The sequence below is a fragment of the Streptomyces sp. M41 genome (genome assembly GCF_043673425.1).
GTDB lineage: Bacteria > Actinomycetota > Actinomycetes > Streptomycetales > Streptomycetaceae > Streptomyces.
This window is the reverse complement of record NZ_JBIMKE010000018.1, coordinates 97,694-111,489: the sequence shown is the minus strand read 5'-3', so window position 1 is coordinate 111,489 and position 13,796 is coordinate 97,694. Positions and strand designations below refer to the sequence as shown.

Here is a 13,796-nt window from a genome sequence, read left to right as displayed (position 1 = left end):
GTGCCGGGGGCCGGAGAAGCCGGACCGGCGGGCGAGGGTGCCCGTGGGGAGGCGGCCGGGGTGGTGGGCGCGGGTGCCCGCGAGCACGCGGCCGGGGTGGCGGGAGCCGGGCCCACGGCGCCCGGCGACGTACTGCGCGAGGAGCTCGCGAGGCTGCTCGGCGCCGGGGGCGGCCCGGACGCCGGTGACGCACTCGACGTGCTGTGGATCGCCCGGCTCAGCGGCCTCGACCCCGTCGACTGGTCCCTCCTCGGCAACGGCACCGACCCCACCGCGCCCCCACCCCCCGACGAACCCCCGCCGCCCGCTGCCACGCCGGACGAACCGCCCGCCGCCGGGCCCGACCCCGAGCCGCCCTCGGCCCGCCTCCACCTCCCCGGCAGCCCCGACGCCGCCGCCCGGCCCGGCGCCGCGCACCCCATCCGCGTCGCCCAGCCCCGGGCCCTCACCGACTCACTGGCCCTGACCCGGGCGCTGCGCCCGCTGCGCCAGACGGTGCCGTCCACCCGCATCCGCACCCTGGACGTGGACGCCACCGCAGCAGCCTCCGGCGACACCCGTCTGCTCCTGCCGATCCTGCGCCCGGCCCGCGAACGCCGTTTCTCCGTCGACCTGTTGATCGATACCGGCACGACGATGACCGTCTGGCACCGCCTGGCCGACGAACTGCGCACCCTGCTCGCCCGGCACGGCGCCTTCGCCGACGTCCGCGCATGGGCGCTGAACACGGACGAGGCGGAGCCGACGCTCGCGCCGTTCCGGCGGGGCGCACAGGCGGCCTCGCCCACCCGGCACTGGAAGCAGTCCCTCGCCGACCCCGCCGGGCGCCGCGCGGTACTGGTCCTGACCGACGGGGTGGGTCCGGCCTGGTACGGCGAGGCGCTGCCCGACGCCCTCGCCGACTGGTCCGCGCAACGCCCCGTCGCCGCGCTCCAGGTGCTGCCCGGCCGGCTGTGGCACCGCACGGCGCTGTGTGCCGTACCCGTGCGGGCGCGGGGCACGGAGACCGAACGGGCCGCGCTCGACGTGCGGTCGTCGCGGCCACTGCCGGGTATCGCGCGGGGGCGAGCAGGAGCGCCGGACCGGGCGCGGATCCGCTGGCTGCCGGCCCTGGAGCTCTCCGAGGGCTGGCTGGCGCCGTGGGCACGGCTGGTCTCCGGTCGTACGACGGACTGGGTGCCGCTGAGTGCCGTACCGCTGACGGTCGTGGAACGGCCGGGCCCGGCGGTCTCGGTGGATGAGTCGGGCACCGCCGGGGCGTTGGTCGGACGCTTCGAGGAGGGCTACTCGCCGGAGGCGTTCGCGCTGCTGCGGCTGCTGGCCGCGGCCCCGCTCAGCCTGCCCGTGATGCGGCTGGTCCAGCGCACCATGCTCCCCGCCTCCACCCCGATGCACCTCGCCGAGATCCTCCTGTCCGGCCTCCTGGTCCGCCGCACTCCCGCCAAGCCCGGTGAGGACCCCGACGGCGTGCTGTACGACTTCCGCGCCGGCGTGCGCGACGCGTTGCTGGACCGGATGACCCGCACGGAGTCGCTGCGCGTGCTGGAGCGGGTCGTCGACGGCGTGAGCGAACGGGTGGCGGCGACGTTCGGCGGGGTGACCGACTTCGGCGCGCTGATCGCCGCCGCGGGGGACGGCACGCTGGACGGCCTGGAACTGCCGGAAGGAAGCCGGGCGTTCGCGGATGTCGCGGTGGCCGTCATCGAGAGGGTCGGCGGGGACTACCGGGATGTGGCGGCGAAGCTGACGCGGGGGCGGGTGGGGGCGGACGGGACGGGAGAAGGGGCTCCGAGGGGTCCCGAGGAAGAGATGAGACGGCGGCGGGAGCGGAGGCGTCTGCGGTTCTCGTGGTCCTGGGGGAGGGACCAGCACGACGGGCCGGCCTTCCTCGCGAAGCCGTTGCGCACGACGGTGGGGGGCGACGGTGATGTGGCGTCGAGGCGGCCCGGGGCGCGCGTGCCGAGCCGGGTGCCCGAACTACCGCCGTTCTACGTCCGCCGTGGTGAGGCACGGGAACTGCTCCGTGCCCTCAGCGAGCCGCACCCTGACAGGACGCCGCGCACATGGGTGGTCAAGGGACCCCCGGCCGTCGGCAAGACCGCACTTGTGGCCGACTGCGCCCAGGAAATGGCCTCGGAGTTCAGCCTGGTTCGATGGATCCGCGCGCGCAGCCGCGAAACGTTGCTGAACGACCTCATTGCGCTCGCCGACGACCTCGGAATCCCCCCTGCCGAAGAGGAGCCCGGAGCCTTCCCCGCCCGACGCCTGACCAGGCTGCGTGACTACCTCATCGCCCATCCCCGCTGGCTGCTGATCTACGACGACGTCACCCCGCAAACCTTCGCTCCGCACCCCGACGATCCGGCCGAATGGGGAAAGCTGTGCCGACCGCCTGAGGGAAGCGGCAGTCTGCTGGTGACCCTCACTCCGGAGGCACGATGGCCGGTGAGGGCGTACGGGCTACGCCTCGAACACCCCGACCGTGAGTCGGCCGTGCGGTACCTCGCCGAGATGATCGAGGCCCAGCGCGGCAAGACATGGAAGCGGACCGAGGAGCTGGCCGATCTCGTCGACATCGGGGGCCCCCAGATGTGGGCCCTGGCGGACTGGGCCTCGGTTGTCGCGGCGCGAGGGCGGCCCGTCGGCAGTCTCGCGCTGGAGAGACTGATGGGCGGTCCGGGGCTGGATCGGGTTCTGCGGTCACTCGTCTGGGTCACCCACGACGGCAAGTTCGCCGGCACCGGTGTCGCCGTACAGCCCGACGCCGTGCTCATCAGCGACTGCGACTACGGCACCGGCACGGTCCAGGGGGTCGAGGTCCACTGCCGGGATGGTCGGACGTTTCGTGTGCGACACATGGCGATGCGCAGTGAAGCTCCGGGACTGGTCATGGTGCGGACCGACGAGCCTGCGCTACAGGCGGTGCCGGTCGCTCCAGCGGGAGAGCGAGAGTTGGTCGTCATGTGGCACGAGCCCGAGCGCCGCTCGAAACCGTCGGCCGCGGTGGACCTCGCCTCCTCGCCGGTGTATCGGAGGACAGCCGGTACGGTACTGATCGATGTGGACGGACAGCTGTGCTCCATGTTCGTGCAACGCGGCGATCACACGACGAAGCTGACCATCACGCCGGCACTCGTCGACCGGTTCCTCGCGCAGGTACGTCCGCGTGCGGCCCGGGCTCATGACCGAAAGCCGAGCAACGGCCCGCTCTTCTATCTGAGCTACGCCCACACGCCTGCGCTCCGCTCCGGTCCCGACTACTACGTGCACCGCCTCTACACAGAGCTGACCCGGCACCTCGCGGAGCTGACCGACACCCCGCAGGAGGGGCTCGGCTTCTTTGGTGCGGTGCTGCCGGGCGCAGACTGGGAAAGGGAGATGAAGCAGGCGCTGGCCCGAGCGCAGGTGTTCGTCCCCCTGTACTCGCCACGCTACTTCCGAAGCGAATGGTGCGGCATGGAATGGGACGCCTTCGACCGGCGCCAGCAGCGGGACCGGCAAATCCGTCGGCACACGGGCTCGGCGATCGTGCCCGTGCTCTGGATGCCCACAGCGCCCAGGCATCTGCCGTCGGTCAGCTGGGGGCTCCAGTACACCGACTCCGAACTCGGCCCCCTGTACGTCGACAGGGGACTGCTGGGTCTGATGGAGTCGAACAAGACAGACCGGTTCGACCGGGTGGTCCGACAACTCGCCGAGCGGATCGTGCACGTAGCGAAGACGACACGACTGGCGCCTTGCGATCCTCGCCTCTTCGACGACCTGCACAACGCCTTCGAGGAGGGCGCGAACTAACGAACCGCGGCGACGAAGGCCGACCAGGCGGAGGCCGCGAAGACGATCACCGGGCCGGTGGGGTTCTTGCTGTCCCGGACGGGGATGCGGGCGGGGCGGGGGGAGTCGTGGACCTCCAGGCAGTCGCCGCCGCTCTCCCCGCTATAGCTCGACTTGCGCCAGCCCGTCTGTACCGATGCGTCAGGAACGCTGGTCTCGCTGCGCTTCATAGTCGTAATCCTCCGCGATCGACCTGATCAGTGCCAGGGACTCACGGTGCGACAAGGCGTCGCCCAATGCGTGATCGTAGACGTCTTCCAACTGGCGCACAGTGGACTGGAGCTCCCAGATTCGGCCGGATTTCAAGCCTTCGACATAGGCGACGGGCGGTAGTTCCGCGAGGCGCATGAGCTTGAGCGGGCCTTCGAGGAGGGCATGGGCGCCTACAGCAAAGGGGAGGACATGCACCCTGATGCGCCGCACTTCACCCAACTCCAGAATGTGACGCAGCTGTTCGCACATGACCTGCGCACCGCCGATGACTTGACGCAGAACCGCCTCACCCAACAGCAGGGTCACCTCGGGAGAGTCGAAGGTCTCCAGCACGCGAGCCCGCTCGAGGCGCGTGGCGAGGAGGCTGTCCCTCTTCTCGTCGCTCTTGGCGGGATGCCCCGAACCGAGCACCTCGCGCGCGTATTCGGGCGTCTGGAGGAAGCCGGGCACCAAAGTTACTGCGTACTGCTTGATGGCGATTGCCTGTCGCTCCAGCTCCGCTGCCTCCGCGAAGTGTTCGGCGACCTTTTTGCCGTCCAGCGTCGGCAGGAACCGCACGAAGAATCCATCCGCTCCCAGCACGTGATCGAGCCGGCTCGCGTCATCTGGATCCGGCCTCCGCCTCCCTGCCTCGATATGCGCAATATGCGTCCGAGACATCACAGCCCGCTGACTCAACTGCTCCTGTGTCAGCCCCGCAGCCTCCCGCCTCCGCTTCAGCTCAGCCCCGTACTGCTCCCGCGAACGCGGATTGTCCTCGATCGCCACCCGTGCAACTCCCCTCCGTGCAGACGCCGTTGTCACGCTGAGGCACCTTCCGAGCGTACCCAGAGTGACGTCACTGTGTGTATGAGTCAGTACGGAAAGTGAAAGGGAGACGGTGTGGAACACGTGGACCAGCAGAAAGACCCGTACGAAGGGCTGCCCGGCCCTTCCCTCACCCTCCGCGTCTCACGCGACAGCGGCCGGACATGGGGACCCACAGTGACGTACCAGCCCTCCCGGAAGGAGACCCCCTTCGACCTCGCGGGCCGCTTTCCACCCTGTCAATGCCCCAGATGTGAGCGGCGGTAGCGCACTCCGGGCCGCCCGCCCACGACCGTCTCCGACGCGAGCGTGAAGGCGTTCCGTTCCAGGACGGTCCGGGAGGCGGCGTTGTCCGAGGTGGTGACGGCGACCAGGGACGTCAGCGCGTACGCCGTCCCGGCTACCCGGCACACCTCCGCGACCGCCGCCGTGGCGACGCCCTTGCCCGCCGCGCGTTGCCCGATCCGGTAGCCCAGCTCGGCCGACCCGTCGGCCACGTCGATCAGGTTCACCCGGCCGACCAGGCGTCCCTCATCGTCCAGCACCAGGTGGAAGTGGCAGACGCCGGCCTCCTGCTCGGTCAGCAACGCCTTGTGCCGGGCGGCGAATTCGGTGAAGTAGGCGTCCCCGCGGTCCGGAATCGAGCGGGCGAAGTACTCCCGGTTCTCCCGCTCGAAGGCCAGCAGGGCGTCCGCGTGATCGGGTCGTAGCCGCTCCAGCTTCACCATGGGCGCAGGATAAGGACAGCCCTGGGGCGGGCGGAAACTGTTTTTACCCGTAGATCGTCTTGGTCGGTGTGACGTCGAAGGCGGCAGCGGCAGCGATGCGGTGGGCGACGCGGGGGCGCGTGCTCGCCGCGCTCGCCGTGCTGACCGCCGGATTGCTGGCGTTCCATCGGGCCGTGCCCAACTCCGTGGGGCGGGCGGGCAGTCTGCTGGAGGCGTTCCTGCCCTGGCTCGGCGCGGTCGTCGTCGTGCTCTTCGGCCTCGCCCTGCTGCGTCGTTCGGCCGTCGCGCTCCTCGCGCTGCTGCTGCCGGTGGCGGCCTGGACGTACCTCTTCGGCGGGCTGCTGCTGCCCGCGCCGCCGGAGCCGGGTGCGGGGGAGCTGGTCGTCGTGCAGCACAACGTCAGCGACGAGAACGACGATCCGGCGGGCACGGCCCGTGCCCTGGCCGCGGTCCGGCCCGATCTCATCGCGCTGGAGGAGCTCGTGCCGCGGACGCTGCCGGCGTTCGAGAAGGCGCTCGGCCGGGAGTTTCCGTACCACGCCGTGCGGGGGACCGTCGGCCTCTGGTCGAAGCATCCGCTCACCGGTGTCCGCGCGGTGGACATCAAACCCCGGGGGATCACGGGGGACTGGCGGCGTGGGCTGCGGGCCGCGGTCCGGACGCCGTACGGCGACCTCGTGGCCTTTGTCGCGCACCTGCCCTCGGTCCGGGTGCGGGCGGGCGGCCTCGCGTCCGCATGGCGTGACGAGAGCGCCGGGCTGCTGGGCCGGGCGGTGGCCGGGGAGGAGTCGAGAAGGGTGATTCTGCTGGGCGACCTCAACGGCACGGTCGACGACCGCGGGCTGGCCCCGCTCACCTCACGGATGAACGTGGCGGAGCGGGGTTTCGCGTTCAGTTTCCCCGCTGCCCTGCCGCTGGCCAGGATCGACCAGGTCATGGCCCGTTCGGCGCGCGTCTGTCACATCCGTGCCCTGGCCGCCACCGGAAGCGACCATCTGCCGGTCGCCGCGCGCGTCAGGGTGGGGTGAGGCAACCGGCGCGGCGGAATCGAGCTCGCTCGTCTTCGTGCCGGCAGCCCGAGTGGTCACCGCCTGTCAGGCCCCCTTGGTCCCCGGCTGTTCCCCGGCGGCGTCCTCCTTCAGCACCGGGAACCGCCTCGGCGCCAGCAGCAACAGCACCAGGAAGGCGAGCGCCGCCGCGCCCGCCGCCCCGAAGTACACGGCGTGCACGGCGTCCGCGATGGCCCGTCTCGTGGCCTCCGGTGCCGTGCCGCCCGAATCCAGCGCGCGCGTCACCGAGTCCAGGTCGCTCGCGCCGCCCAGCCGTGCGGCCAGTACACCGTTGGCCACCGCGCCGAACACCGCCGCGCCCACCGTCTGGCCCGTCTGCCGGCAAAAAAGCACCGAGGCCGTCGTCGTGCCCCGCTCCGACCAGCCGACGGTCGACTGCACGCCCACGATCAGCGGCAGTTGGAACAGCCCCAGCGCGGCCCCCAGCAGCAGCATCAGCAGTGTGGGCTGCCAGGCCGCCCCGGGATACGGCAGGAACGGGAACGCCAGCAGGATCAGTGACGCCGCCCCGATCCCCAGCATCGCCGTGTTGCGGAACCCGATCCTGCGGTACACGTGCTGGCTGAACGCCGCCGACACCGGCCAGCTCAACGTCCAGACGGACAGCACGAATCCGGCCGCCACCGGGGCGAGTCCGAGGACCGACTGGGCGTACGTCGGCAGGAACACCGTCGGCGCCACCATCAGCAGCCCCAGCGCGCCGAGCGCCAGATTGACCGCGGCGATCGTCCGGCGGCGCCACACCCAGCCCGGGATGATCGGCTCGGCCGCGCGGCGCTCCACGAGCACCACGACGGCCGCCAGCGCGAGACCCGCGCCGAACAGGGCGATCGACGGTCTCGACAGCCACGGCCAGGCCACCCCGCCCTGCACCAGCGCGGTCAGCAGGACACCTCCGCACGCGAACACCGCCAGCGCGCCCGCCCAGTCGATCCGCGCGCGCGTGGACGCCCCGTCCGGGCCGGGGGCGCGCTGCGGCTCGTGCAGGTGGCGCACGATCAGCCACAGCGCCACCGCCCCGATCGGCAGGTTGATCAGGAAGATCCAGCGCCAGTCCGCGTACGCCGCCAGGACCCCGCCCAACCCCGGCCCGGCCACCGCGGACACGGCCCACACCGTGGACAACTTGGCCTGTATCTTCGGGCGTTCCCGGAGTGGGTAGAGGTCGGCGGCGAGTGTCTGCACCGTCCCCTGAAGGGCCCCGCCGCCCAGCCCCTGCACGATCCGGAACGCGATCAGCGCCCCCATGTTCCAGGCCAGTGCGCACAGCAGCGAGCCCAGCAGGAACACCGCCGCACCCGCGATCAGCACCGGCTTGCGGCCGAAGGTGTCGGAGAGCTTGCCGTAGACCGGCAGGGTCACCGTCACGGCCAGCAGATAGCCGGAGAACAGCCAGGAGAAGACGGAGAAGCCGCCGAGGTCGCCGACGATCTGCGGTACGGCCGTGGAGACGATGGTGGAGTCGAGCGCGGCCAGCGCCATCGCGAGCATCAGGGCCGCTACCACGGCCGTCCGCCTGTCGGTTCCGGTGCGCTGTGCGGTGTCAGGTAGCGCGGGACTCGTACTGCCCACCGGTTCTCTCTCCTTTTTTGCTTTCCCCTTGCACCTATCTGCCGCGCATCAGCTTCCCACTTGACCCTGACGTTGCGGGAGGGTGGAGCCTTGATGGGTCTCAGGGTGGAGGTGACCCCGAGACGCGCTCCGCCGGAGGGTGGACAGCCCTTAGGGGGACCTCCGTACTACGTCTCGGGGAGGGTTGGTACCGCCGGAGGACGAGACGGCACGGGGGCCGTCCTTAATCTGGCTTCACGCCGCTGGGGGGCGGGCTGACCAAACCCGTGGGGGTGGGGTTTTCCCCCGCACAAGAGGGGGCTGTGCACCAGCGCGCAGCACCTCCTCCCGACGCGAGACTGATCGTCGTAACCAGATCTCGTGACTCATTTGATGACCGCCATAGGAGACATACCGTGACATCGGCTGTGACCATTCCCAGGCACGGGGGTACTGGAGGGCGTACGGCCGTTGCCGCGCGGGCGCGGCAGGTCGTCAAGGCATACGGGTCGGGGGAGACCCGGGTCGTCGCCCTCGACCATGTGGATGTGGACATCGCGCGGGGCCAGTTCACCGCGATCATGGGCCCCTCCGGGTCCGGCAAGTCCACCCTGATGCACTGCCTCGCCGGACTCGACACCGTCACCAGTGGCCAGATCCATCTCGACGAGACCGAGATCACCGGGCTCAAGGACAAGAAGCTCACCCAGCTGCGCCGGGACCGGATCGGCTTCATCTTCCAGGCGTTCAACCTGCTTCCGACGCTCAACGCGCTGGAGAACATCACGCTGCCGATGGACATCGCCGGCCGCAAGCCCGACAAGACGTGGCTCGCGCGGGTCGTCGACACCGTGGGCCTGTCCGACCGGCTCAAGCACCGGCCCACCCAGCTCTCCGGCGGCCAGCAGCAGCGCGTCGCGGTCGCCCGCGCCCTCGCCGCCCGGCCGGAGATCATCTTCGGTGACGAGCCCACCGGAAACCTCGACTCCCGTGCCGGCGCCGAAGTCCTCGGCTTCCTGCGCCGGTCCGTCGACGAACTCGGGCAGACCATCGTGATGGTCACCCACGACCCCGTCGCCGCCTCGTACGCGGACCGGGTGCTGTACCTCGCCGACGGGCGCATCGTCGACGAGATGTACAAGCCGACGGCCGACGCCGTCCTGGACCGCATGAAGGACTTCGACGCCCGGGGGCGCACGTCATGACCGTCGTGAAGACCTCCCTGCGCAACTTCTTCGCGCACAAGGGGCGTATGGCCCTGTCGGCCGTGGCGGTGCTGCTGTCCGTGGCCTTCGTGTCCGGGACGCTCGTGTTCACCGACACGATGAACACCACCTTCGACAAGCTCTTCGCGGTCACCTCCTCCGACGTCACGGTCAGCCCGAAGGAGTCCGGTGACGAGGACGACGGCGCGGGCACCGGGCGGCCGGCCTCGCTGCCGGCCTCGACGGTCGAGAAGGTCGCGGCCGTCGACGGGGTCGAGGCGGCGGAGGGCTCGGTCGGTTCGATGAACGTGACCGTCGTCAACTCCGAGAACAAGAACATGGGTTCCACCACCGGCGCCCCCACCATCGCCGGCAACTGGACCAAGAACGACCTGAAGTCCATGGAGATCACCTCGGGTCACGCCCCGCGCGGGCCCACCGAGGTCATGGTCGACTCGGACACCGCCGACAAGCACGACCTGAAGCTCGGTGACGAACTGCGCACCATCGCCGCCACCGGCGACATCCGCGCGCGGATCGTCGGCATCGCCTCCTGGAAGGTGACCAACCCGGGCGCCGCCGTCGTCTACTTCGACACCGAGACCGCCCAGCGCACCCTGCTCGGCGCCACCGGCCGCTTCACCCAGGTCTCCGTCACCGCGGCGGACGGCGTGAGCGACGCGAAGCTCAAGCAGGCCGTCGCCCAGTCCCTGGACGGTTCGTACAAGATCCAGACGGCCGAGGAGGCCGCCGACGAGAACCGCAAGGACGTCGGCGAGTTCATGGACATCATCAAGTACGCCATGCTCGGCTTCGCCGGGATCGCGTTCCTGGTGGGCATCTTCCTGATCATCAACACCTTCTCGATGCTGGTCGCCCAGCGCACCCGCGAGATCGGCCTCATGCGGGCCATCGGCTCCTCGCGCCGGCAGGTCAACCGTTCCGTGCTGGTCGAGGCGCTGCTGCTCGGCTTCGTCGGCTCCGTGCTGGGCGTGGGCGCCGGTGTCGGTATCGCGGTCGGCCTGATGAAGCTCATGTCGATGGCCGGTATGACCCTCTCCACCGAAGACCTCACGGTGAAGGTGACCACCCCGGTCGTCGGCCTGATCCTGGGCGTCGTGGTGACGGTGCTGGCCGCCTACCTGCCGGCCCGCCGCGCCGGCAAGGTCTCCCCGATGGCCGCCTTGCGCGACGCCGGTACGCCGGCCGACGGCAAGGCCGGCTGGATACGCGGCCTGATCGGTCTGGTGCTGACCGGCGCGGGCGTCTTCGCCCTCTACGCCGCGGCCACCGCCGACAAGGCGAGCGACGGCGCGTTGATGCTCGGCGGCGGAGTGGTGCTGTCCCTGATCGGCTTCGTCGTCATCGGTCCGCTCCTCGCGGGCGCCGTGGTCCGGGTGCTCAGCGCGGTGCTGCTGCGGGCGTTCGGACCCGTGGGCCGCATGGCCGAGCGCAACGCCTTGCGCAACCCGCGCCGGACCGGCGCGACCGGCGCCGCGCTGATGATCGGCCTCGCACTGGTGGCCTGTCTGTCGGTGGTCGGCTCCTCGATGGTCGCCTCGGCCACGAGCGAGCTGGACAAGTCGGTGGGCGCGGACTACATCGTCATGGCCCAGCAGCAGCGGATCGTGGCGCAGGCCGAGAAGGCCATGCAGCAGACGCCCGGTCTCGCCCACGTCACCCGCTACAAGGAGATCAACGCCACCCTGACCTCGCCGGACGGTAAGAAGGACGACTCCGGGCTCACGGCCGCCGACCCGACGTACGCCGAGGACCTGCGCCGGACGACCACGGAAGGCACGCTGTCCGCCGCGTACGGCGAGGACGCCATGTCGGTCGGCTCCGACTACGCCAAGGAGCACGGCGTGCACGTCGGTGACACCATCACCGTCGCCTTCGAGGGCGGCGAGACGGCGAAGCTGAAGGTCGCGGCCATCACGGACGACGAGACCTCCATCGACCAGGGCGCTCGCTACATGAGCATCGCGACGCTCCAGAAGTACCTGCCCGCCGACCGGATCCCGCAGAACGTGATCATGTTCGGCAAGGCGAAGGAAGGCCAGGAGGAGGCGGCGTACGCGGCCCTGAAGAAGTCGCTCGACGACTATCCGCAGTACCAGGTCCGCGACCAGACCGACTACAAGGAGGAGCTGAAGGACCAGGTCGGACAGCTCCTGAACATGGTCTACGGACTGCTGGCCCTGGCGATCATCGTCGCGGTGCTGGGCGTGGTGAACACCCTGGCCCTGTCCGTGGTGGAGCGCACCCGGGAGATCGGCCTGATGCGGGCCATCGGCCTCTCCCGCCGCCAACTGCGCCGCATGATCCGCATGGAGTCGGTGGTCATCGCCCTCTTCGGCGCCCTGCTGGGCCTCGGGCTCGGGATGGGCTGGGGCGCGACGGCACAGCAACTGCTCGCCCTGGAGGGCCTGAACGTCCTCGACATCCCCTGGCCGACGATCATCGGCGTCTTCATCGGCTCGGCCTTCGTGGGCCTGTTCGCGGCCCTGGTGCCGGCGTTCAGGGCGGGCCGGATGAACGTACTGAACGCGATCGCGACGGAGTAGCGACCGCGGGCAGGGACAGGCCCGGTGGCCGCCGCGGACGGGGGTCGCGGTGGCCACCGCGGGGGGCGCACGGGAGGCAGGAGGCAACGACACTCGAAAACAACGGGGCAACGGGGAAACGGGGAAGGGCCCGGGCGGAGTTCCACACTCCGCCCGGGCCCGCGTGTCCGGCGACCTGCGTGCGCGTCAGGTCTGCCGTTTCAGGAGTACGACTCCGTAGGCGGTGCCCGTGACGGCGTACCGGGCGTCGGGGTGCAGGGTCCGGGCGTAGGCCTCGACGTCCCGGTAGCGCTTGCGGGAGTTGTCCAGGGCGATGTAGTCGGGCTCGACACCGCGGGCGTTGCTGACCCAGAAGACCCGGCAGCGCGAGGTGAGGCGGCTGATCGGAGCGATGTTCGCCTCGACCGAGGCCCCGTCCGGGACGCGCTCCAGCAGCCGCTCGACAGCGCTCACGCGCGCGGGCTTGCGGTAGATCTCGCTCTCGGTCAGCGCGGCGAGGGGCTGCGCGGTCGTCAAGGCGAGAGCCGCGGCGGCGACGGCGGCCGGCAGATGGTTCCCGTACGCCCGCAGCCGGGCGCGAGGGCTCCGGCGGGCGTGGTCGAGCGCGTCGACGAGGGCGAGGGTGACGACGGGCATCAGTACGGCGTTGTAGTGCCAGTCCGTCCCCCAGTACTGCGGATAGGACGACACGAAGCGCCACCCGAGGGTGGGCAGGGCGATGAACAGGAGCGGGGACCGCAGGGCGAGCAGTCCACTGGTCGGGATGAGCAGCCAGCCGAGGGTGCGGAGCTTGGTGTCGAGGCCGTCGAAGGGGCCGCCGCCGCCCGACTCGTTCACCTTGTTCCAGTAGTCGTAGGTGCCGGCGGTGTTGAAGCTCGGTATGACCAGCAGGAGGGTGACCGCGACGGCCACGACGCCGAAGACGGCGACGCCGAGCGCGTACCGGGCCGCGAGCGGGGAATCGCGCCGGGCCCGCAGAGCGACGACCAGGGCGATGGCGGCGAGCGTCACCCCCAGGTCCTCCTTCACGAGGACGAGCGTGAGCGCCCACACAAGGGCGGCGCGCCAGCGCCGGGCGAGCAGCGCCTCCAGGCTGAAGGCGATGATCGGTACGGCGAAGCAGATCTCGTGGAAATCGAAGTCGACGGCCTGCTGCATCCCCCAGGACAGCCCGTACGCCACGCCGATCGCGAGCCCGCGAGGCCGCCCGAGCAGCCGGGCCGCGGCGCGGGTGACGGGCACGGCGGAGAGGGCGAAGAGCGCCGCCTGGGCGACGAGCAGGGTGACCGGCGAAGGGAAGACCCGGTACAGCGGCGCGAGGAGGGCGGTCACCGGGCTGAAGTGATCGCCGAGAATGTTGAACCCGGGGCCCTTGAGATCGGCGATCGGCGCCTGGAGATGCGCATAGGAGCGGATGACCTGCTCGAAGATCCCGAGATCCCAGGAGCGCTGCCCCAGGTGCCGGTAGCGCCCGACGGACACGATCGCGTAGCCGACGAACATGACGGCGGAGAGCAGCCAGGGGTCCCACCGCCCGGGATCGGACCGCTTCTGCCCCGCCGAGGGCGCGTCGGCCGCCGGTATGTGGGGCTCGGAGGACGTGTTCGGCGTCGCGGAGGGAGCGGGCGTGGGCATGAGGGGACCTTACGCGGTGTACATGCATGGCCTTGACTTGCCGGGGGAGTGTGTCCGGAACCATGGCCGTCCTTGCCCTGCGGCAGCCTGTGGCCGGCTGTGGCCGCCACGGCTCCGACGGCTTCGACGGGACTCGACGGGACCAAGCGGCGGCGAACGCCCACCGGACTGTCCACGGGACGCACT

9 protein-coding genes are annotated in these 13,796 nt (G+C 70.8%); 4 read left to right on the top strand and 5 right to left on the bottom strand.

Features of this window, described 5'->3' with window-relative positions; all coding sequences use genetic code 11:
• Positions 1 to 3,795: a TIR-like protein FxsC gene (locus tag ACHBTE_RS22260; RefSeq protein ID WP_394725760.1), complete on the top strand. Its 3,795-nt coding sequence runs from the start codon at positions 1 to 3 to the stop codon at positions 3,793 to 3,795.
• On the opposite strand, the gene ACHBTE_RS22255 is transcribed toward ACHBTE_RS22260, so the two are convergent.
• The 3 genes from ACHBTE_RS22255 to ACHBTE_RS22245 all read right to left on the bottom strand — a co-directional run bounded on the left by ACHBTE_RS22255 (position 3,792) and on the right by ACHBTE_RS22245 (position 5,582).
• Positions 3,792 to 4,004, bottom strand: a complete 213-nt coding sequence (locus tag ACHBTE_RS22255; protein WP_394725759.1) for a DUF397 domain-containing protein — start codon at positions 4,002 to 4,004, stop codon at positions 3,792 to 3,794. The two genes, ACHBTE_RS22260 and ACHBTE_RS22255, sit on opposite strands and share 4 nt — an antisense overlap.
• Positions 3,976 to 4,815, bottom strand: coding sequence for a Scr1 family TA system antitoxin-like transcriptional regulator (locus ACHBTE_RS22250; protein ID WP_394725758.1), 840 nt, complete (start codon positions 4,813 to 4,815; stop codon positions 3,976 to 3,978). Before ACHBTE_RS22250 ends, ACHBTE_RS22255 begins: the two co-directional genes overlap by 29 nt.
• Positions 4,816 to 5,093: 278 nt before the next feature.
• Positions 5,094 to 5,582: a GNAT family N-acetyltransferase gene (locus ACHBTE_RS22245; RefSeq protein WP_394725757.1), complete on the bottom strand. Its 489-nt coding sequence runs from the start codon at positions 5,580 to 5,582 to the stop codon at positions 5,094 to 5,096.
• Positions 5,583 to 5,677: 95 nt separating this feature from the next.
• Here ACHBTE_RS22245 and ACHBTE_RS22240 point away from each other — a divergent pair, with 95 nt between their 5' ends.
• Positions 5,678 to 6,610 carry an endonuclease/exonuclease/phosphatase family protein gene (locus ACHBTE_RS22240; RefSeq protein ID WP_394725816.1) on the top strand — a complete coding sequence of 311 codons (933 nt, stop codon included), beginning with the start codon at positions 5,678 to 5,680 and terminating at the stop codon, positions 6,608 to 6,610.
• A gap of 66 nt (positions 6,611 to 6,676) precedes the next feature.
• Here the strand turns inward: ACHBTE_RS22240 and ACHBTE_RS22235 are convergent, their stop codons facing one another.
• Positions 6,677 to 8,224, bottom strand: a complete 1,548-nt coding sequence (locus tag ACHBTE_RS22235; protein ID WP_394725756.1) for an MFS transporter — start codon at positions 8,222 to 8,224, stop codon at positions 6,677 to 6,679.
• Between the two features lie 395 nt (positions 8,225 to 8,619).
• On the opposite strand from ACHBTE_RS22235, the gene ACHBTE_RS22230 reads away from it, so the two are divergent.
• Together ACHBTE_RS22230 and ACHBTE_RS22225 are read left to right on the top strand one after the other, a co-directional pair.
• The gene (locus ACHBTE_RS22230) at positions 8,620 to 9,408 is read left to right on the top strand and encodes an ABC transporter ATP-binding protein (RefSeq protein WP_394725755.1); all 789 of its coding nucleotides are present in this window, start codon (positions 8,620 to 8,622) and stop codon (positions 9,406 to 9,408) included.
• On the top strand, positions 9,405 to 11,975 hold the full coding sequence (locus tag ACHBTE_RS22225; protein ID WP_394725754.1) for an ABC transporter permease: 2,571 nt from the start codon (positions 9,405 to 9,407) through the stop codon (positions 11,973 to 11,975). Before ACHBTE_RS22230 ends, ACHBTE_RS22225 begins: the two co-directional genes overlap by 4 nt.
• A gap of 186 nt (positions 11,976 to 12,161) precedes the next feature.
• Here ACHBTE_RS22225 and ACHBTE_RS22220 read toward each other — a convergent pair whose 3' ends face one another.
• The gene (locus ACHBTE_RS22220; RefSeq protein ID WP_394725753.1) at positions 12,162 to 13,610 is read right to left on the bottom strand and encodes a DUF2079 domain-containing protein; all 1,449 of its coding nucleotides are present in this window, start codon (positions 13,608 to 13,610) and stop codon (positions 12,162 to 12,164) included.
• Between the last annotated feature and the right edge of the window lie 186 nt (positions 13,611 to 13,796).

Bases quoted from the DNA above. Each gene is read 5' to 3' on its own strand.
- ACHBTE_RS22255 (WP_394725759.1), bottom strand. From the start codon at position 4,004: ATGAAGCGCAGCGAGACCAGCGTTCCTGACGCATCGGTACAGACGGGC.
- ACHBTE_RS22245 (WP_394725757.1), bottom strand. From the start codon at position 5,582: ATGGTGAAGCTGGAGCGGCTACGACCCGATCACGCGGACGCCCTGCTG.
- ACHBTE_RS22240 (WP_394725816.1), top strand. From the start codon at position 5,678: ATGCGGTGGGCGACGCGGGGGCGCGTGCTCGCCGCGCTCGCCGTGCTG.
- ACHBTE_RS22225 (WP_394725754.1), top strand. From the start codon at position 9,405: ATGACCGTCGTGAAGACCTCCCTGCGCAACTTCTTCGCGCACAAGGGG.
- ACHBTE_RS22220 (WP_394725753.1), bottom strand. From the start codon at position 13,610: ATGCCCACGCCCGCTCCCTCCGCGACGCCGAACACGTCCTCCGAGCCC.